The following is an 18738-nucleotide window of genomic DNA, read 5'->3' as shown; positions in this document are numbered from 1 at the left end:
CCTCCGTTCGGCACAGGGAGTCAGAAATTCGATGATTTGGGAACCCTCCACGAGTCGCCGTCAGCGCTCGTTGGTATTAAGGGGCGATTGCGTGAAGACGAAGTCGGCGAAGTTTCCGTAAAAGTAAAGAGTGAGGTTTCCGGTTTCCGCGTCATAGAGATGTTCAGGGAAATGTCCAAACCGATGAGGCCTGTAGACGGACCAATAGCCGAAAGGCTTTGGATATACAGGCGTCCAGGCGAATACACCGTGAGGCACAACTTAGGTCAGATCGACAGAGACTGGCACTATGGCTTTTTGGATCGCCATAAAGACAATGCCCTGTTTGGAGGTTTGAGTGTCACGAAAAGGGTTATTCGTCGAAGCTTCATGAACGCCAAACGGGCCGATGGTTCCTTCGATGTGAACTTGGCTATGGCGATCGCGGGGCAATCGACACCCGAGATGGCGTATCACTATCTCGACTTGCAGGGTGTCAAAGCCATCCTGCAGGAGATGATCCGGAAATTCCTCAACGCTTGGGAGGCGGTATCGGCCTCTTCGCTTGACGACGCCGCAGCAAAAATCGGTGTCGATCCATCAGACTTCGAAAGAAGAAAGGAGCTTGGGCTAAAGAACGGGCTTCATTTTGCGCTGTTTGGGGATCGAAGTAAATCGAAGAAAAACACAAAGATAGAAGAGGAAGCGCTTCTATCCAATTCTGGTAGGAGATTTACCGTTCGGGAAAATACAATGCGGGATTTATGTTTGGCAAAGGTCGCCATGTACAAGCAGATGGAGAAGGTTTTGTATCTGAATCCGAAGCGGTTCATCCGAAAATGGATACCTTTCCTCGGTATTGTGGAAGGATACATTATTAAGATCAAAGAAAGTAGGTTCGCTTCCCAATTCGCTATTGTCCAATCGGATGTCGAGGGGCGGATAGCTTCCGGCGACATTGCTGTCCCGGTTATTTGGTGAGGCGATGTCAGTAGCCCTACTTAACGCCGATGTTACCACACCAAGCCTCCATGACCAGATTATCGGAGCCCTTCCAGTCCGATATTGGTTCAAGGACGGTACTACCCCCCTCAGCAATAAATGGGTCATTGGCACGGAGAGTGTCGCTGTTCGGAAAAATCCGACGGTCACGATCGATTTCGATCAGTATCTGACCGCGTTTCCGAGCTCGATCAATCTGCTGGACCCTGAGTGCGAGCGCGACCTAATTACGATAAAACTCGTAGTTTACCACAGCCTCGACGACGAGCCAGTAGGGTGGAATAAATCCGCGGCAGGGGCCGCCATCACTTTTCGATTTCACTTGCTGTTCTTGAAATGGCGAATTCAAAACGGAATAGAGAGCTATGCGAAGCTCAACGCTGCCTGGCATCGGCAATTCATAAGAGCGCTCAGCTCAGGTGGCCGCGATGCACTGTTGTCGATGCCGGCGCGAGTCAAATCATTGTGCGGTGCATGGGATACAGGCGACGTCGAGCCCTACTTCAACCAGCGTGGTGAGGTAGACGGCAATTTCGTTGCGCACATGTTGGGCCTGCAAGACGCGCGTTCATTAACATCATCCACGCGCGCGACGATGTTTCAGTACATCACTCAGAAGGGTCTCAGATATGCCAGAACTTACAAGATTCCCGAAAAGCCAATCTCGCAAGAAAAAATTGCCGAAGGTTCGGCGCTAGATTTTTTGAAGCCGTGGACCCAGCTTTGGAACCTGCGAGAACTTCTAAGCCACGATCCTATTGGATATCGAGCTCACCTGAACGAACGTGATAGAAGCAGTCAGGTTAAGTGGGCCAAAGCCCGGAAGCGAACCAAAGACGCTCCAGAATACCAGACCAGCTGGCTGATCGATGCTTGTTTGAAACTGGTACACGACGACCTTGTCAAAGAGCTGTTCGATATCGTTGAGAACGGACTAGATCAAACTGGACGCCCGACGGACTTGCAAAGGTTTAAGAAGGTGAACGACCGTTTGCGTCACCTCGGATTTCCAGAGCTCAAGCCGATATACAATATTTCAAGGCGCAGGGGCGACCAACCACGCCATCTGGTCACTATACGTACCTTCCTACTTGTTTTTCTCCCAATCTTTTGTTCGGTCGTCATATGTGCATTTACCGCCAGACGCGATGACGAGCGCAACTGCCTGAAGAAGGACTGCGTCGAAATCGACGCAAACGGGAACATGTGGTTGAACTGTCTTATTGCGAAGAATATCCGCGACGTGGACCGGATACCGATCCCCTCGTCCGTCAAAGCTGCAGTCGACATCGTGCGTCGTCTTCATTCTTATAACAGATTTCGCGAGGACGAGTGGCTTTTCAATATAGCCTGCCCGTTAACGGGCAGGCCAGCCTTGGTTAGTCTCGCAAAAAATCTTAAACGGTCATGTAACTGGCTAGGTGTTCCGCCGCTCGCTAACGGAGAGACGTGGGTCTTCACCCCCCATCAGTTCCGGAAGTTCTTCGGAACGACATACTTCCATCGTTGGATGTTCCCGAACCTGACCGCGCTATCCTTCCACTACAGACACTTCAACCCGGACACCACCAGAGGATACTTGAAAATGAGGGCGGCGACGGCGTTGCGTTTGGGAGAGGATAAACTGGCAAGGGCCGAAGTTGCGAAAAGAAACATTGAGCGTGAACGCGATACAAACGACGGCAAGTGGCAACTGGTTAGGCACATCATGCAAACGGCGCTCGACGGCGCGAAGTTGGCCGGGTCGGCGGGGCAGCGAATCACCCTGCAGGTCAACGAGTTGAAAGAGAGGTTCCTTCCAGAACTCGAGATAACCAAGGGAGGCTACGACGAACCTGGTTTCGAAGCGGCGTTGGAAAAATTGGTCAGAGCAACGCCGATGCAAGTTCACCCTGAGGGTCACAGCGTATGCCTGTGCAACAACTCGAATGATGACAAGTCGAAGTCGAAGTGCCTTGCCTTGAAGCAGATGCTAACCGGCATGCTCCCAAGCGATAACGCAGAAGTCGACTTCGATTTTGCCGATGACGAGACCTGCCTGTCATGCCCGCACTCAGCTCGTGTTCCTGCCATTTCTCCGTATTGGGAAAACGCTCTGGCGGAAGTGCGGCTGATGATCAAACTGACCACCGGCGAGCAGAGGGAAGCGATCGAAAGGCGCATCGCGGCTATCGAGGTGTATGCGTAATGGGCCGCCGCAGGAAAGTTCCGAGCGAGACCCAACCCGAGGCGGGAGCGAAGCGCCTCCGGCGGGAAGATCGATCTGATTTTGTCGCCGCCTCCTTCGACGCCAAGCTCAAGGAAATGCGAGCCATTATGAAGGGGTGGCGGAGCGATGGCCGCTCTGCGGAAGCATTTTGGCCGGACAGCAAGGTCGCTTTACGCGAGTGGCACCATCCAGAGAAGGGTATCTTCAGATGGGGCAGCCCCAACATGGACAGCCCTGGCGGCCCACATGAGGATATGGTGAAAGAATGGGTCCGCCTGCTCCAGGAAGCATCGAGTATCCAGATCGGGGTGACTGACCTCAAGGCAGAGAACGACCAGCTGAAGAAGATCAATCGAAAGCTTGGCGAACAACTCGCAACCCGAACTTATCAGGTAATGGAACTGCTGGACGCCGTTGCCACTCTCGACGGCAGCCATCACCTCCTATCAACATACAGTTTAAGAACATGAACGCGTTTGTTTCGACAACGAAGATCGACCATGCGTCGACCGATTTCACAATTGACGAGATTCCGCTTCCCAAGTTCTCCCTTCCCATGAATGATCGGATTGGATGCTCGATGTTCATCCTTCCCTTTCTCCTGGAGAAGGGCATCAGATATAACTCGAAATGGCGATCATTGGAAAAGGCCGCCCTGAATCTCGCAGTCTGGGAAGATTACCTGCATCTACAAGGCGTCGATCCGTTCGACGCAGACGAGCGCCATCTCAAACGGTTCCTTTTGCGCGGCGGCCGGCGGACCGGAAACATTATACCGTTCAACGATTCCGAGTTAACAATCGACGCGACGAACGTGCGGAAACTTTACACAATATTGGCATGCTACGACTTCTGGGAGCGAAAGCGCGGCGTTGTACTAAAAAGATACGCGGGAAGTACCTTGGGGTCGCTCGCCGACAGCCTGTTCACCCGAAAGTCGGGCACGCTCTCCACGACGCCATTCAAGTTTAGCCGGGCACAGGAGAGCAAGACCAAGAAAACGCGAAAGACACCGTCCGATCCCGAGGCGAAGCGGATCATCGCGAAGGCGAACTCGGACAGCGCAAGCGAGAACCGACGTGAAACTTGGTTCCTGATAGCGTCACTGATGCGACATTCTGGTTTACGGGCGGGTGGTTGCGCCAATCTGACCATTGCGGCAATCCTAAACGCCTTTCGTGAGGAAGGTGAGTTTCTGGAAATTCCAGAATACGAAACCGTGTTGCGACGTCACTATCTTCCCGAGAACCGCAAGCTGATCCTCAAAGCGCTCAAGAATTTGGCCGCGCGGGGCATAAAATATCTCTTCTTCGTGGTGACCGAGAAGACGGGGGCAAGGGAAGCCCCGATTTCTATAAATTTGCTCGAGGACATACTTGACTATATATGGACCACGAGAGCGGATTTCGTAAAAAAGCGTTTCAAAATTAGGCAGCACAAGGCACCCGACGAAGTCTTTTTGTCGTATAAGAACAGGGCATTCTCTCAAGAGAGCATCAGCAATAAACTAGGTAAGATTTTTGCGGATTGCTTCATTCCCGGAAGCGGGCACAAGCTGAGGGCGGCTTTTTGCCAAGCTATCGTGAAGGATGTTTACCTTCGTCATCGAAGTATACATGGAAGGGCTTGGCAGGCGAGCATGGTATTGGAAAGAGCCAGGCAGCTGATGGGGCATCGGAACGTCGAAACCCTGCAGCCATACCTCGATGACGTGCTCGCCGAAGAGGCTGAACTCGAAGGCGAGCCGGTGGTAATCCGCGATCCCTCAGACGCTGCTGACATACGGGGAATATCCGAGTCGCTCGACGAGGGTAACGAGTCGTTAAAAGCTGATTTGAAGGCAGTCATGGAAAAGCACAACGTGTCTCCGATCGCCGAGCCCGCCAGCGAATATGCGGTCATTTGACTGGGTATTCGCTACGCCGAAATCGCAACCTAGACTACGTGTTCTTTGTATTGTGCGGTTTAAATGCTCAATCATCCGCCGAACCTTGTTTCCGGCAAGCCGCGCACTCCTGCTTGCGAATAGGCCTCCCGCCAAGATGTCGCCGCACTTTCATAAACGGCCACCAACGACACTTCTGGATGACTTGATTGCTCCAGAACGGACATTGAAAGGATAGCCACCTGTTGACAAAGACAATATATCCATTAGTCTGGATATATGGATAGCAATACAGCAATCGCGGCGCTTGCCGCACTCGCTCAGACCACCAGGCTGGAAACGTTCCGGCTTCTCGTCCGCCACGAGCCCGATGGGGTGCCTGCTGGGGAGCTCGCCCGGCGACTCGATGTCCCGCAGAACACCATGTCGGCGCACCTTGCGACGCTGTCACGTGCGGGCTTGGTTTCAAGCGAGCGGCAGAGCCGTTCGATCATCTACCGGGCGGACCTTCAGGGGCTGCGCGACCTGACTCTTTTCCTGCTGAAAGACTGCTGCGGCGGCTCGGCGGAACTCTGCGCGCCGCTCATCGCAGAACTCACACCTTGCTGTGCTCCCGAGGTGAAGCTGTCATGAGCGACATCAGGCTGGAGCCAATCCCGGGGAGCGATCCCGAACTGAAACTGGCGCTATCGGCTTCCGGTCTTCCAACCGAAGACCTCGAAGACGCTGGGCGCTCTTTTTTCAGGGCGGTTTGCTCCGATGGCGGCACGGTTGGCTATGCTGGCATCGAGGTGTGCGGCGATGCGGTCCTCCTCCGGTCGATGATCATCTTGCCCGAGCATCGTGGCAAGGCGCTTGGAAAATCGCTGACCGGGGAAACGCTGAAGGCCGTCAATGTGAACTCTGCAGTCTTCCTGGCGACGTCCTCCGCCGCACCGTTCTTCGAAAGCCTTGGCTTCGCTGTGATCGAGCGCGCCGATGTGCCGCCCGCCGTTCTCGCGACCCGTCAGCTGTCGGGCATCTGTCCGGCATCGGCAACGATCATGAAACTCGACAGACCTCCTACCTAACCACGGAAAACGACCATGGCCGACAAGACCTACAACGTGCTCTTCTTGTGCACGGGCAACTCCGCACGTTCTATTCTCGCCGAATCCATCCTCAACAAGGAGGGCGGCGGACGCTTCCGGGCCTTCTCCGCGGGCAGCCAGCCCAAGGGTGACGTCAATCCACATGCCCTGAAGGAATTGGACGTTCTCGGCTATCCGGCATCTGGTTTCTCGTCGAAGAGCTGGGATGTCTTTGCCGAACCGGGCGCGCCCGAAATGGATTTCATCTTTACCGTCTGTGACAGCGCGCACGGCGAAGCCTGCCCGGTATGGATCGGTCATCCGATGACGGCGCATTGGGGTGTCGAAGACCCGGCCGGGGTCGTTGGCTCCGACACTGAAATCCAGCGCGCGTTCGCGACGGCCGCCCGTTTCCTCAAGAACCGCATCATGGCCTTCGTTAGCCTTCCGCTGTCATCGATCGACCGTCTGGCGCTCGAAACGAAGCTCAGCCAGATCGGTGCGATGGAAGGCTCGACGGGAACTCAGGGAAAGACGGCCTGATGTCCACGTTTGAACGCTACCTCACCATCTGGGTCTTCCTTTGCATCGTCGTCGGCGTGGCCCTCGGCCATCTGATGCCCGGCGTTTTCCAGGTCATCGGCGCGGCGGAGGTCGCGAAGGTGAACCTGCCCGTCGCCATCCTGATCTGGCTGATGATCATACCGATGCTCGTCAAGATCGACTTCCGTTCGCTGGCGCAGGTGAGCACCTACTGGCGTGGCATTGGCGTGACCCTGTTCATCAACTGGGCCGTCAAGCCGTTCTCGATGGCGCTGCTCGGATGGCTGTTCGTTGGCTGGCTGTTCCGCCCCTATCTGCCGGCCGACCAGATCGACTCCTACATTGCAGGCCTGATCATCCTGGCCGCTGCGCCATGTACTGCGATGGTGTTCGTCTGGAGCAACCTGACCCGCGGCGAGCCGTTGTTCACGCTTTCCCAGGTCGCCCTCAACGATGCGATCATGGTCGTTGCCTTCGCTCCGATCGTCGCGCTGTTGCTTGGGCTGTCGGCCATCACAGTGCCGTGGGACACCCTCGTACTGTCAGTCGTCCTCTATATCGTCGTCCCGGTCATCATCGCCCAGGTCCTGAGGGGGCGGCTTACCGCGGACGGAACGACAGGGGCGCTGGACGCCATGCTGGCGAGACTGCAGCCGCTTTCGCTGGTCGCGCTGCTCGCGACGCTCGTCCTTCTCTTCGGCTTCCAGGGCGACCAGATCATCGCGCAGCCGACGATCATTGCCCTGTTAGCCGTCCCCATCCTGATCCAGGTCTATTTCAATTCAGGGCTGGCCTATCTTTTGAACCGGATGTCGGGGGAGCGCCATTGCGTCGCCGGGCCTTCGGCGCTGATCGGGGCCAGCAACTTCTTCGAACTCGCGGTCGCGGCCGCCATCAGCCTCTTCGGCTTCCAGTCCGGCGCGGCTCTGGCGACGGTCGTCGGCGTGCTCATCGAAGTCCCGGTGATGCTGTCGGTCGTCTGGATCGTGAACCGTAGCAAGGGCTGGTACGAGGCCGCGCCCGCCGTCTCCCGAAATACTATTACTGAAAGGACATGAGAATGGACGTCACCATCTATCACAACCCCGCCTGCGGCACCTCCCGCAACACTCTGGAGATGATCCGTGCCGCTGGGATCGAACCGACCGTCATCGAGTACGTACAGTCCCCGCCATCGCGGGACGAGTTGGCAAGGATGATCAATGACGCCGGATTGACCGTCCGCCAGGCGATCCGCAATAAGGGCACGCCTTACGCGGAGTTGAGCCTCGACGATCCGAAGCTGACGGACGACCAGTTGCTCGACGCCATGCTGAAGGACCCGATCCTCATCAACCGTCCGTTCGTCGTCACGCCGCTCGGCACCAGGCTCGCCCGGCCCTCCGAAGTCGTGCTCGACATCTTGCCGGATGCTTTCAAGGGAGAGTTCTTCAAGGAAGACGGCGAGCAGGTTCTCGATGAGGAGGGCAAGCGCATTGTCTGAGACCTTCCCCGCCTTGCAGGAACGGCATCTTCGTCAGCCTGACCTCGACGCGTTGCGTCCAGCGTTCTCGACGCACAAGCCGCGCATCCTGATCCTATACGGCTCGCTCCGGGAGGTGTCCTACAGCCGCCTGTTGGCGCACGAAGCCAGACGTCTTCTCGAGCGCATGGGGTGCGAGGTGCGGATGTTCGATCCGAAGGGGCTGCCGCTTCCTGACGAGGCTCCGGCCAGCCATCCGAAAGTGCAGGAACTGCGCGACCTCTCCCAGTGGTCGGAGGGCCAGGTGTGGGTCAGCCCAGAGCGCCACGGTGCAATGACCGGGATCATGAAATCCCAGATCGACTGGATTCCTCTGTCGCTCGGATCGATCCGCCCGACGCAAGGAAAGACACTGGCGATCATGGAAGTTTCCGGTGGCAGCCAGTCCTTCAACGCCCTGAACCAGATGCGCGTGCTTGGCCGCTGGATGCGGATGATCACCATCCCGAACCAGTCGTCGGTCGCCAAGGCCTACCAGGAGTTCGACGCCGTCGGCAGGATGAAACCGTCATCCTACTACGACCGCGTTGTGGACGTCTGCGAGGAACTGGTGAAGTTCACGCTACTGACACGAGACGCCTCGGCTCATCTGACGGATCGCTACGGCGAGCGGAAGGAACAGGCGGCCGAACTGGAAAAGCGGGTGTCGCTGAGGTCGATTTAGTCACGCCTTTGGCCTTCTGATCGCCAACTATTTGGATGAATGAACCAAGCCCGTCAATGATTTGCCAATAGCGGTCATCGCGCAATCGCAAAGGTCGCTATTGGCAAAAATAACATTCCAAATCCTAGTCCGTTCTTGGACCCTTTGCGGACGTGGCGTAGGCTCACCACGTGTCGTGGCGACTACTTAGATCGTGTTTCCTAAATGGTCTCCGCCTTGGGAGGCTTTTCGAACGCAGCGCGCCTCTCTTCGTTTGCTTTCCTGCGTTTGGCCACTTCCGTACGGAACTCCTCAATCGCGTCGAGATCGCTCTTCATTTCGAGAAGGGTTGGAGCCTGGAGAACTTTCCCGGCGGCCATGTCGTGCCCCGAACGTTCGGAAACGCGCTTCATAGCCCAATACACGCGTTTATAATCCTCGTCCTCCACTGAGACGACCTTTAGGCTTTGGGTTCTCACGTCGGTGTTGAACCGTTCGACGACCTTACCGAGAAGTACTTCCTCCACGAGGCGTTCCCAGCTCTCGCGAAGGTCGGTGTAGAAATCCTTTGCCAGCCGCCTCCATGACTCGTCCGTCTGGTTGTCAATGTCATTGAATGTCTTCAAGCGGTCCCGGAGATTCGCGATCCGCTTGGTGACAGGCTGTGCGATCCATGGTTCGTCGGTCTCACTGATAATCCCGAATCCCGACGCTTCGTTCTTGCTTATATAGTTCCGCACGATCGGAACCGGGGGCATGCTCTGAGCGGCCGCATCCACGATCTCGTTGAAAAAGAGAAGGTTATGCGTAAAAATGATCACCTGTCTTCCGTTTGCGGCTTCACCCACCAATCGGGAAGCCACCTTTCGCACACGCATGTGGTCTAGCGAAGAGACCGGGTCGTCGATGATCAGACCATGGTGAGATGCATCGCCACCTGCCTCGGCAAGGAAGCAGGCCAAAGCCAGGGCTCGCTGCTCGCCTTCGCTTAGCACGCGGTTGTTTGCCGTGGCCTTCGGTGCCGCAAGCCCAACCTCGAAGTAGCTTTGGCCATCCTGACTACGGTCATTCACCGAGAACGGGATGTGCGAGAGGCCTAGCGCCTGAATCTCATCGAGGATTCTCTTTTCGAGGTCTTCCATGACCAGACTCCGTCGAAGCGCGGTCATCTGCCGCGAGACTGAGCCTGTCTCGACGGCCTCACAGCACTTCAAAAGCTTGAGCCGCTCTTCCAGATCGTCCAAACGAAGAAGGACAATGGCCAAATCAGCGGCAAGTTTCTTTCGGTCAGTCAGTTCGTCGCGCCGTTTCCTCGTTGCGGCGCGAGTGGTGTCGTCTTTTGCTGCGTTGTCATCATCGCTGGCTTCAGCAGCCAATTGAGCACATTGCTCGTTGATTGCCGCGGCAAGGGAGGGGGCGAGCGGCACTTCCGGAGCAGCCGAAGCGATAAACGACGATCGGCGGTTCGCCGCTATGGCAAAGTAATCGATGACAACACCAATCACCTCTTTCCTTGCAGGTGAGAGATCGCCGAACTCGCCCAACGCTGCCCGGATTTCGTCGCCATTAGGAATGTTGAGGTCAACAATGGCCTTCTGCGATGCGTTGAGCGTTGTCGCTGCCTGTTGGGCTGCCAAATTCGCCGCTCCTGTCACGAAGGCATTAAAGGACGATATCCGCTCGGCTGCCTTTGCAGTCAAGGGTTCCTGGCAGAGCAGGCAGAGGTCGCCTTCCTTGGATGGTACGTGTTCGTGGTCACCCCCGAGAGTCGCGGCATAGGCACGGGCATAATCGAACATTAGTCGCCACGGTGCTTGCCCCACGTCGGCAAGCGGTAACTTCTCGAACGCCGATGCTGCGGCAAGCTTGGCTGCAGATGCCGTTGATCCCGCCGCCGCGATCTGTTCTGTCAACATCGCCCAAGCACTGTCCGAGAGGCGCGCTTCGACTAGAAGAGCAACGACAGCCATCTTTTCTAACGCGGCCTTCGCTCGACGACGCTTGGCAGCCATTGTAGATGGGTCGCTGGCCAACAGAATTGCCAGCTGTCCGAGTTCCATTTTGTCGGCGTCTGAAAATTCGGCTTGAGCTTCGATTTGAGATTTGGAAGGTAGCGCCACCTTCGACTTGGGATCAAGACGTGCGAGGAGAGCGGCCACCGTTCCCGTTGGCGAATATCCTCCAGGTAGCGGGGTCTTTAGTTTGGCTTCGAGCGCCTTTATCTCGGTACGAAACTCGGCCTCCAACTCGCCGCGGTGAGTGCCATGCCGCTCAAGAATAGCGATGTCAGCGGGAAGAAACCCTATCCGGTTCTGTTTGTCGACGTACAAACGTGCGTTGGCGGAGTCGAACACTGATATTCGTGAAATAGGCTGCGGCGTTGGCGTACCGTCGATCCAGTCGACTTCCTGTGGTTCTGCAGCGCCTTCTTCGATGAATCGGACCTGAACCTCAGCCGGCGGCTTCGTGCCGGCTTCGAATACGTTTCCTAACAGTTCGTCCGACGTCAGACTCCGACAGAGTTTTTTAGTTATCCGGCAGTACCCGCTCTTGCCGCTTCCATTGTCACCGTAAATTAAAGTCAAGCCGTTCAGCGCAAACTTTAGCTTCTGCCCGTCTGCAAGGCGGTTTAAATTTCGGACCGGCCCTAAGGAGCAAAGGATTGCGCGCGATTCCTTCGCAGCTGCCGATTTCAGATGGCTGGAATCAAGCGCTTCATAATCTGGAACAGGGTCCAAAGCGTATCCTGAAGCGAGACGAACGCCTGTGCGGACGTGCTTTTTGTATTCATCATTCAACGAGAACCCTGCTTGTTGAGCATGTCTTCTGAGCGCGTCACGAACCCATGCGGCCTGCTTGTCCGCCCAATCCAACAATCCGTCCGCCATGTCCCCTCCCGATCTTTCGCAACTCCTGCCCCTTGAGCTGCAATTGCACGCATTGGTTTTGATTATCAGGCGAATCGCGGCATCGCCACACGCTCGTCTCGGGTAGCGGTAGGGATAGTGTGATTGTCAACAGAAGCATTGCTCTAGCCAACATGAGATCGGCAATGTCTGTGTGACCAGCCTCGGTTCACTACTCAGACTTTGTAGGGCTCCGTGTAGACGCAGCCACTGCGATGAACGCACCGATGCCGACTATGCCAAGAAGTGCATTGACGAACAGAGCCGTGGCGATGCCGAGATTCTCCATCGCCGTGGCAAACACGAATGGTGCGGCGGCACCAATCGCCAGCCTTGCCGCAGCCATCTTGCCCGTGATCGCGCCGTAGCCAGCCGACCCGAAGAGATAGAGCGGGAGGCTCCCCTGAGCGATGCTGTTGATCCCTGACCCAAGGCCAAGACAGATGGCGAAAGCCACCGCACCGGGCAGCCAATCACCCGACACCCCGAGTATCACCGCACCGGCGACCATGAGAGCGGCAGAGACAATCGCAAGCGCGGGCGGCGACAGGCTCTTTCCGAAGACCATGTTGATCAGGCGGCTCATGACCTGAGCCGGACCGAACAACGAACCGATAACGACCGCCGCACTGCCAAGTCCGATCGCGCCGAGCATCGGCACCATGTGGGCAAGGATCGCGGCGAGGGTGAAGCCCGAAAGAGAGAAGGCAAGGGAGACCAGCAGCATGCCGCGGCGGCGCGCCTGTGGCTCAAGAGCGCCAACGACGAGCTCGCGGGTTCTTATCTCGTCCGTTTTGGAACTCAACCCTCCGGCACGCATGATCCAGTAATGCAGCGGCATGCAAATGAGAAGGTTCAGGGCGGCGAACACCAGATAGATTTCCCGCCAGGACAGGTATCCCGTTAGGGTCGCGGCGATCGGCCAGAAGATGGTGGAGGCGAATCCGCCAATGAGTGTCAGGTAGGTGATACTGCGCGCCGCCGTGCGAGGTTCGCTTTCGACCAGCGTTGCGAAGGCTGCCTGATACTGGACCATGCCGGAGGACACCTCGAGCAGGATGATCGCAAGGGCGAACAGCGAGACAGACGGTGACCACGCACACAGAGCCAGAGTGAACGCTGCAAAGGCCGATCCCAGCGTCATCACGGTCGCCGCGCCGATCCTGTCCATGTGCCTGCCGATGAAGGGAGCAGACAGCCCGCCGATGAACAGGGAGACCGAGAAGACGGCGAAGACCTGCTCCAGGCTGATGCCCAGGTCCTTGGCCATGCCGGGCGCGAGGATGCTGAAGGAATAGTAGAGAGTGCCGTAACCGATGATCTGCGTGACACCGAGAGCGGAGACGATGCCCGCCGGAACCTTGATCTTATTCAATGACGTGTTCCTCGGCGGTCTACGCATCGCTCGGGCAGCAACCCGTGGATCGCTCGACCGAGCCACGGATGCCGGGATGTCCTGCGCAGCAGTCTTCCATCAGGAACGTCACGAGGTCGGCCAGCGTGTCATAGCTTGCGCAATAGATGATCGAGCGCGACTCCCGGCGCTGGGAGATCAATCCCGACCGTTCGAGTTCCTTGAGGTGGAACGAGACGTTCGATGGGGACACGCCCATGCGTTCCGCGATCGCGCCGGCGGCCAGACCGTCATGGCCGGCGACGACCAGAGTCCTCACGATGGAGAGCCGGGTCTCCTGAGAAAGTGCGGCGAAGGAGGAGAGGGCTTGACGATCATCCATATTTCAATAATCCTTGAATCATTGAAATTAAGGATAGCGGCAAATGAGCACGATCGACAATAGCCAATCCGACAAAACCGATATCTCGCTCGGGGAGTTGCTCGGCAGAGCCGCAGACGCCCCGGACCTGCCGTTGGTCTTCTTGTATGACGAAAAGCCAGTGAAGCCCGGCTATCACGTGACTGAGGTCAAGGCGGGCCATTTCTCCGCCCTCGACTGCGGGGCGAATCCGGAAGCCTGGTCGGAGATTTTCGTGCAGCTGTGGGACATCGAGGAGGGCGAGCGGACCCATATGACGGCCGGGAAGTTCTCGGCCATCGTCCGTAAGGTTTCCGAACACGTCCATCTCGACGGCTCCGCCAAGCTGACCTTCGAAGTCAGCGATGGAGTCCGGCCGGTGCAGTTGTTCTGCGCGAACGCTCCTATCGCGAACGACGGCGCTCTCCAGGTCGCATTGACGCCGCGTCCCGCGAGTTGCAAGCCACGGGACCGCTGGTTGGCCGAGCAAGCGATCAATGAAAAGCGGTGCTGCGGTACATCGGCTAGTAAGAAATGCTGCGCTTAGTCGATCATGTCATGACCGACATGACCCAATCCCAGAACTCGGTGGCAAGAGTTCAGATTTCCGTTTTCCATGTTGGGTGTCTCAGGTGCGCACGGTCCGCTATCCGCCCCATTGCAGGCGGTATAGAAGCTGTTGTGTTTTGCCCAGAGACCTCCTCATTGTCCAAATCTGGGTCGTCATCTCCACCATGATCTCTTCTCAACCAAACTCTAGTCTGGTGACGCGTACTGCGGCATTATTCCCGCCAGTTCGCCGGTGGGAACAACCCCATAGGAATTGCACAGGCCAAAAAGCTGCAGGCCAATCGATTTTCGCAACGTCGCCAACGCATCTCGAAAATGCATCCAATTGGGATCAAATCCGTCGCAACGGAGTGCCGCCAGGTCCATTCGCTCCACTTGAACAAAAAAACTAAGGATAGTCTTTGTCATTGATAGAAGTAAGTGATCCAGCTCCGTGCCTTGAGGCAATCCCTTACGTAGATCAACGAGCCGATACCGCAGGCGATCAAGCGATTGGCGCACTCGGTCCGGAAACTCTGCGTCAAACGTTTGCCACAGTGCACGGTGGTCCTCGAATTCTGCCACAATGTCTTTCGCGAGCTGAGGTTCTTGCCTCCGCGTTTGCAGAAGTTTGAGGCTCTCGGCGTATCCTCTTGTACGAACTTCTGCGATTAGCGCCTCGTGATCGATTTTCCATCGGCGAAGAAGATCAGGGTCATGAGGCGATGTATCCTTATCGACGACGTCGCCACACTCCCGACACAGCCACAAACCGTTTGAGATGTGCTTGCGCTGTTCTGGCGTTTGAGCCCTGTCGTAGCGCGGCCCGTTAGTAGATGCAGCGTGTATGTGGGCGGCATGGCCAGTTCTCAAACTCATCTCTGGATCAGAATGAGGTCCTGCAGTGAGTTTAAGGCAGTGCGGATTCGAACAGAAATGCGCAGCTCGTTCTGCGAGGGTTCGCTTGGTTCCAGCTGAAAATTCGTCTCGTGCGCGCACCATCTCCTCCCTCACAAGCCTGCAGACGGCTGTATCAAACAGCAGGCGCTGTCTCGATCCCGGGGCGTCTTTGATTGGATGTTCGTATCGGAGGCAACGCTAACAGTAAATGTCTGTTTTTGCGGGCGGATGTCAGAGGTGAGGTATTCCACTTCGAAGAGATTCCCTTTCGAACGCGGCACGGAAACGCCGGCCAATGTTTCGGCCGAAAGTCATCTTGGTTATCAAGATAAGGGTTATCTTGGCGTCGAACCGCAGTGGCCGTCAGGCCCGTCTCTGCGCGATCTCAGCGACATCGCCTATCATACGCGACTGAGCGCCCGCCAGTAGAGAACCATAACGATCGGCAGTCACGGGCGATGTAACCAAGTCACCCGGAGCATTCGGAAAGACATCATACTTGGCCGCAAACGACCGCGCACCGTGATGTCATCGTTGGCGCGCAGCGGGAACCCTTGATTGCGTTCGCTGGTAATGCGAGATCGATATTGAAGATTTGGGGAATCGAATGGCAACTTTGAGCTTGAAGCCAGGACAAGACCATCTTGAGCGGGTCGCCAAAACCAGCGATCCTCTCCGTGGCTTATCGGAATTCGTCTGGAACGCCCTCGACGGCGACGCGCTCAACGTGTCTGTGATCCTAAACAAGAACGCTCTCGGCGGACTGCAGGAGATCAAGGTTGTCGATGACGGTACAGGGATTCGCCCAGTTGCCCTTCGACAAGAGTACGGTCAGTTGGGAGAATCTTGGAAGAAAGGTGTAGATCGAACGCCGAAATTCGGTCGAGCGATGCATGGCAAGGAAGGACGCGGCCGCCTTCGCTTCTTCTCACTGGCAGGCGTTTCGCACTGGCAAACTAAATTTTTCGAAGGCGGTCGCCTACAAACGGTATCGGCGAAAATCGAAGCAGCAGCTTTGGGAAGCTGCGACGTAAGCGAAGCGATGGACGCTGACGGTACTACTTCCGGAACGACCGTCACACTTGGCCGCCTCAAGGACGAGTTTGATTGGCTAGCGAGCGACGCTGCGTTCCAGCAGTTCAGCGCCGTATTCGCCGCCTATGTCCTCCAGTATCCCAACGTCGAGATCGTATATGACGGGAAACTCATTTCTCCCGACAAAATCATCGCGCGAAACGACCATGTTCCGGTTTCGCATATTGAGCTTAGCAATGGCACCCTGCAAGACCTTCGTGTCAGAGTAATCGAGTGGAAAGCCACCACGGGAGATCGTAGGCTTCATCTGGGAGCGGACGACGGAGTGGCCCTTGCCTCACAGCCCGCTGCTATAACCGCGCCCGGGTTTTCTTTCTCGGCATATGCCTACTCGAAATTCTTCGAGAAAATGCATGCCGGAAACCTTCTCGAACTCGACGCCTTAACCGACCCAGACCTCAACAAGGTCCTGGAATACGTCCGAGAGGTTTTGACCGGCCATTTTCGAAGACGGCAGTCTCAAGAGGCGTCCAACGTTATTGATGACCTCATAGCCGAGGGCGCTTATCCCTATGAGGGCGAGCCAAAGAGCGAGTTGGAATCACGAGAGCGTCAGGTTTTTGACATCGCGACCTATGCGGTGTCCTCTTATTCACGGGAGTTCAAGAGGGCCGCCCCCTCCCTCAAAAAAATAACGCTTACGTTACTTCGCGAAGCGATCAGGCATAACCCCGAATCTCTAACCAGCATATTGCGGGCCGTCGTAAACCTGCCGAAAACCAAGCAGGACGAATTCTCAGCGCTGCTCGCAAAGACGGAGCTTTCAAACATCATCGCAGCTTCGAGTATGATCGCCGACCGAAAGGCGGTGCTCGAACTCATCAGGCAGATGGTTTGCGATCCTGAGAAGCGGCTCACTGTGAAGGAGCGCGGGGAACTGGATTTGATCGTCCAGGCGAACACATGGATTTTCGGAGAGCAATTTCATATAGCCCTCGCCGAGGCGGGGCTTACGCGCGTCATGAACCGCGTCGCGGAAGACCTTGGAAGCAGGGGAAGGCAGGGAGCTGTTACCAAGACAAGCGGACAAAAAGGACGTGCCGACGCCTTTCTTGGGCGCGTCATTCCCCACCCCATTCAGGATCACCGTGAATACTTACTGATCGAACTCAAGCGTCCATCTAACGTGGTGGGGCGGCATGAATTTAACCAGATCGAGGAATACGCGGTCGCGCTTACGAAACAGCCAGAATACCTGAACACCTCGACATCTTGGAACTTCTTCCTAGTGACTACGGACGTGGCAGCCGACCAGTTGCATCGTATTACCCAGCCTAATCGCCCGACGGGACTTTTCGTAGAACTCGAAAGAGGGAAGGTTTGGGTGAAAAGATGGGGCGAAGTCCTTCGAGAAGCCGAAGGACGCCTGAAATTCGTCGGAGACATTCTTGATGTCGAAGTCTCCGACGAGGAGATTGATCAGCGCTTTGCGACCCTCAAAGCATCTATTCTGCGACAAAGGAAAGACCCGGAAACCGATGCCGTGTGATGGCTGCATTGGCTTGGCATGAAGTAAGGATTGAAAACGTCCTTTAGCGTTTTCGCCGGTGGGTAGAGTTCATTGCAGCCACGCAGTCCGCCAACCACCATCCACAAAATGTCAGGGCCCCAGCAACCAATCGCTCATGGCATTCTGATCCATTGCAACGGCACGGTATAATGCCTTGGACCACCCGTTGATTGGTTCTCCAACCAAAGAACTCTGAATTTTGTGATCGAGCGTTCTTCTGACAGTTACCACGTTATGCCCAGCCAAGTCCTCCTTTAGAGCAGTCAGACTATTCTGCGCGCGCGTAGCATATCGTTCGGGAAGTCCCAATCTAACGAAGTGGCGTTTCAACTGCGCCTTCTCATCGTCTGGGACATCTGCATTGTCGTCTATCGAATACTTTGCAACCACGGCCCGGGGCGCGTAGCGAAGAGTTACCGTGAGAACCGAATGAAGCGAAGTCGGTTCGTGTGCAGGGTGCATAAAGAGTCTGTGTCCTTCAGGAACTGATTTAAAGTACTTCGACTTCTTGCGGTTACACGTTGTGCAGATGTAGATCAGGTTTCGACCATGCAACGCGAACTCGGGGAACTCCTCTTTTGGGAGATAGTGGTCGAGATCGGGATTAGTGTCCAAGGTGCAGTATGGGCACAGATCGGCGTGTCGGCGTGGTAGCGAGTTCGTCATCTCCGCAAGAAGGCGGTTCATGGCGACGGTGCGGTTTTCGAAGGCGTCGATCAAGGCATCCTTCGCGGCCTCAGCAAGGCCGATAGGCGCGCGAGCATGAACGTCTGGGGAAGCTTGGTCATAGGCTTCGCACGCAGGAACTATCGTTGCCGAAAGAGGAGTTAGCGTTTGCCGCCTACGAGGTGTGGTCGCGGCAACAAGTCGGTCGTACGATGGCACTCGCTCAGCCACGTAATGTCCAGTTTTCCGCACTTAGTTTGCCTCGTCTTCTTGCTCGATCTCGCGGGCAAACAGATGAGATTGCGCTGGAATGCCTAGCGGATATGGGAAAAGGTCGGCGACGCCCTGCGCGGAATTGTGGACGTCGAATAAATCATCCAGTACGTGCTTGAAGTCGCGTTCCGCGCCCGACAAATCAAGAACCTTGCGGGTAATACGGCCCCTCACTGATCAAAACCCATAGGCCCATTCTCTGCGCCCGATCGACATGATGCGCCAGGGCTGG

18 protein-coding genes are annotated in these 18738 nt (G+C 56.2%); 12 read left to right on the top strand and 6 right to left on the bottom strand.

What is annotated here, in order from left to right; all coding sequences use genetic code 11:
- The 10 genes from EXZ48_RS35160 to arsH all read left to right on the top strand — a co-directional run.
- Positions 1 to 960 (top strand): hypothetical protein (locus EXZ48_RS35160; RefSeq protein ID WP_165909498.1); only part of this gene is annotated, 960 nt, incomplete at its 5' end.
- A gap of 4 nt (positions 961 to 964) precedes the next feature.
- On the top strand, positions 965 to 3169 hold the full coding sequence (locus tag EXZ48_RS32640; protein WP_130521197.1) for a hypothetical protein: 2205 nt from the start codon (positions 965 to 967) through the stop codon (positions 3167 to 3169).
- On the top strand, positions 3169 to 3660 hold the full coding sequence (locus tag EXZ48_RS32635; RefSeq protein WP_130521195.1) for a hypothetical protein: 492 nt from the start codon (positions 3169 to 3171) through the stop codon (positions 3658 to 3660). The genes EXZ48_RS32640 and EXZ48_RS32635 overlap by 1 nt, the downstream gene beginning before the upstream one ends.
- Positions 3657 to 5096: a site-specific integrase gene (locus tag EXZ48_RS32630; protein ID WP_130521193.1), complete on the top strand. Its 1440-nt coding sequence runs from the start codon at positions 3657 to 3659 to the stop codon at positions 5094 to 5096. The genes EXZ48_RS32635 and EXZ48_RS32630 overlap by 4 nt, the downstream gene beginning before the upstream one ends.
- A gap of 258 nt (positions 5097 to 5354) precedes the next feature.
- Positions 5355 to 5708, top strand: coding sequence for a helix-turn-helix transcriptional regulator (locus EXZ48_RS32625; protein ID WP_130521191.1), 354 nt, complete (start codon positions 5355 to 5357; stop codon positions 5706 to 5708).
- The gene (gene arsN2, locus EXZ48_RS32620; RefSeq protein ID WP_130521189.1) at positions 5705 to 6145 is read left to right on the top strand and encodes an arsenic resistance N-acetyltransferase ArsN2; all 441 of its coding nucleotides are present in this window, start codon (positions 5705 to 5707) and stop codon (positions 6143 to 6145) included. Before EXZ48_RS32625 ends, arsN2 begins: the two co-directional genes overlap by 4 nt.
- A gap of 15 nt (positions 6146 to 6160) precedes the next feature.
- On the top strand, positions 6161 to 6688 hold the full coding sequence (locus EXZ48_RS32615; protein WP_130521187.1) for an arsenate reductase ArsC: 528 nt from the start codon (positions 6161 to 6163) through the stop codon (positions 6686 to 6688).
- Positions 6688 to 7746, top strand: coding sequence for an ACR3 family arsenite efflux transporter (gene arsB, locus EXZ48_RS32610; RefSeq protein WP_130521185.1), 1059 nt, complete (start codon positions 6688 to 6690; stop codon positions 7744 to 7746). Before EXZ48_RS32615 ends, arsB begins: the two co-directional genes overlap by 1 nt.
- 2 nt (positions 7747 to 7748) lie before the next feature.
- Positions 7749 to 8171, top strand: coding sequence for an arsenate reductase (glutaredoxin) (gene arsC / locus EXZ48_RS32605; protein WP_130521183.1), 423 nt, complete (start codon positions 7749 to 7751; stop codon positions 8169 to 8171).
- The gene (gene arsH, locus EXZ48_RS32600) at positions 8146 to 8874 is read left to right on the top strand and encodes an arsenical resistance protein ArsH (RefSeq protein WP_165909496.1); all 729 of its coding nucleotides are present in this window, start codon (positions 8146 to 8148) and stop codon (positions 8872 to 8874) included. The genes arsC and arsH overlap by 26 nt, the downstream gene beginning before the upstream one ends.
- 200 nt (positions 8875 to 9074) lie before the next feature.
- On the opposite strand, the gene EXZ48_RS32595 is transcribed toward arsH, so the two are convergent.
- The 3 genes from EXZ48_RS32595 to EXZ48_RS32585 all read right to left on the bottom strand — a co-directional run bounded on the left by EXZ48_RS32595 (position 9075) and on the right by EXZ48_RS32585 (position 13495).
- Positions 9075 to 11741: an AAA family ATPase gene (locus EXZ48_RS32595; protein ID WP_130521181.1), complete on the bottom strand. Its 2667-nt coding sequence runs from the start codon at positions 11739 to 11741 to the stop codon at positions 9075 to 9077.
- A 190-nt stretch (positions 11742 to 11931) separates the two neighbouring features.
- Positions 11932 to 13161 (bottom strand): arsenite efflux MFS transporter ArsK, encoded by a 1230-nt coding sequence (gene arsK, locus EXZ48_RS32590; RefSeq protein ID WP_130521179.1) that lies wholly within the window; start codon positions 13159 to 13161, stop codon positions 11932 to 11934.
- Complete coding sequence (locus tag EXZ48_RS32585) at positions 13154 to 13495, bottom strand: helix-turn-helix transcriptional regulator (protein WP_130521177.1); 342 nt, start codon at positions 13493 to 13495, stop codon at positions 13154 to 13156. The genes arsK and EXZ48_RS32585 overlap by 8 nt, the downstream gene beginning before the upstream one ends.
- 43 nt (positions 13496 to 13538) lie before the next feature.
- Here EXZ48_RS32585 and EXZ48_RS32580 point away from each other — a divergent pair, with 43 nt between their 5' ends.
- Positions 13539 to 14060 (top strand): DUF6428 family protein, encoded by a 522-nt coding sequence (locus tag EXZ48_RS32580; RefSeq protein ID WP_130521175.1) that lies wholly within the window; start codon positions 13539 to 13541, stop codon positions 14058 to 14060.
- 209 nt (positions 14061 to 14269) lie between these two features.
- Here the strand turns inward: EXZ48_RS32580 and EXZ48_RS35350 are convergent, their stop codons facing one another.
- Positions 14270 to 14647: a hypothetical protein gene (locus EXZ48_RS35350; protein ID WP_207900575.1), complete on the bottom strand. Its 378-nt coding sequence runs from the start codon at positions 14645 to 14647 to the stop codon at positions 14270 to 14272.
- Positions 14648 to 15569: 922 nt separating this feature from the next.
- Between EXZ48_RS35350 and EXZ48_RS32570 the strand changes: the two genes are divergently transcribed.
- On the top strand, positions 15570 to 17546 hold the full coding sequence (locus EXZ48_RS32570; protein ID WP_130521173.1) for an ATP-binding protein: 1977 nt from the start codon (positions 15570 to 15572) through the stop codon (positions 17544 to 17546).
- Positions 17547 to 17657: 111 nt separating this feature from the next.
- Here the strand turns inward: EXZ48_RS32570 and EXZ48_RS32565 are convergent, their stop codons facing one another.
- Complete coding sequence (locus EXZ48_RS32565) at positions 17658 to 18287, bottom strand: hypothetical protein (protein WP_130521171.1); 630 nt, start codon at positions 18285 to 18287, stop codon at positions 17658 to 17660.
- Positions 18288 to 18485: 198 nt separating this feature from the next.
- On the bottom strand, positions 18486 to 18680 hold the full coding sequence (locus EXZ48_RS32560; protein WP_130521169.1) for a hypothetical protein: 195 nt from the start codon (positions 18678 to 18680) through the stop codon (positions 18486 to 18488).
- Positions 18681 to 18738 lie beyond the last annotated feature (58 nt).

The organism is Shinella sp. JR1-6, assembly GCF_004284735.1.
In the GTDB taxonomy this organism is placed as follows: Bacteria; Pseudomonadota; Alphaproteobacteria; order Rhizobiales; family Rhizobiaceae; genus Shinella.
This window is presented reverse-complemented; position numbering and strand designations above follow the sequence as displayed.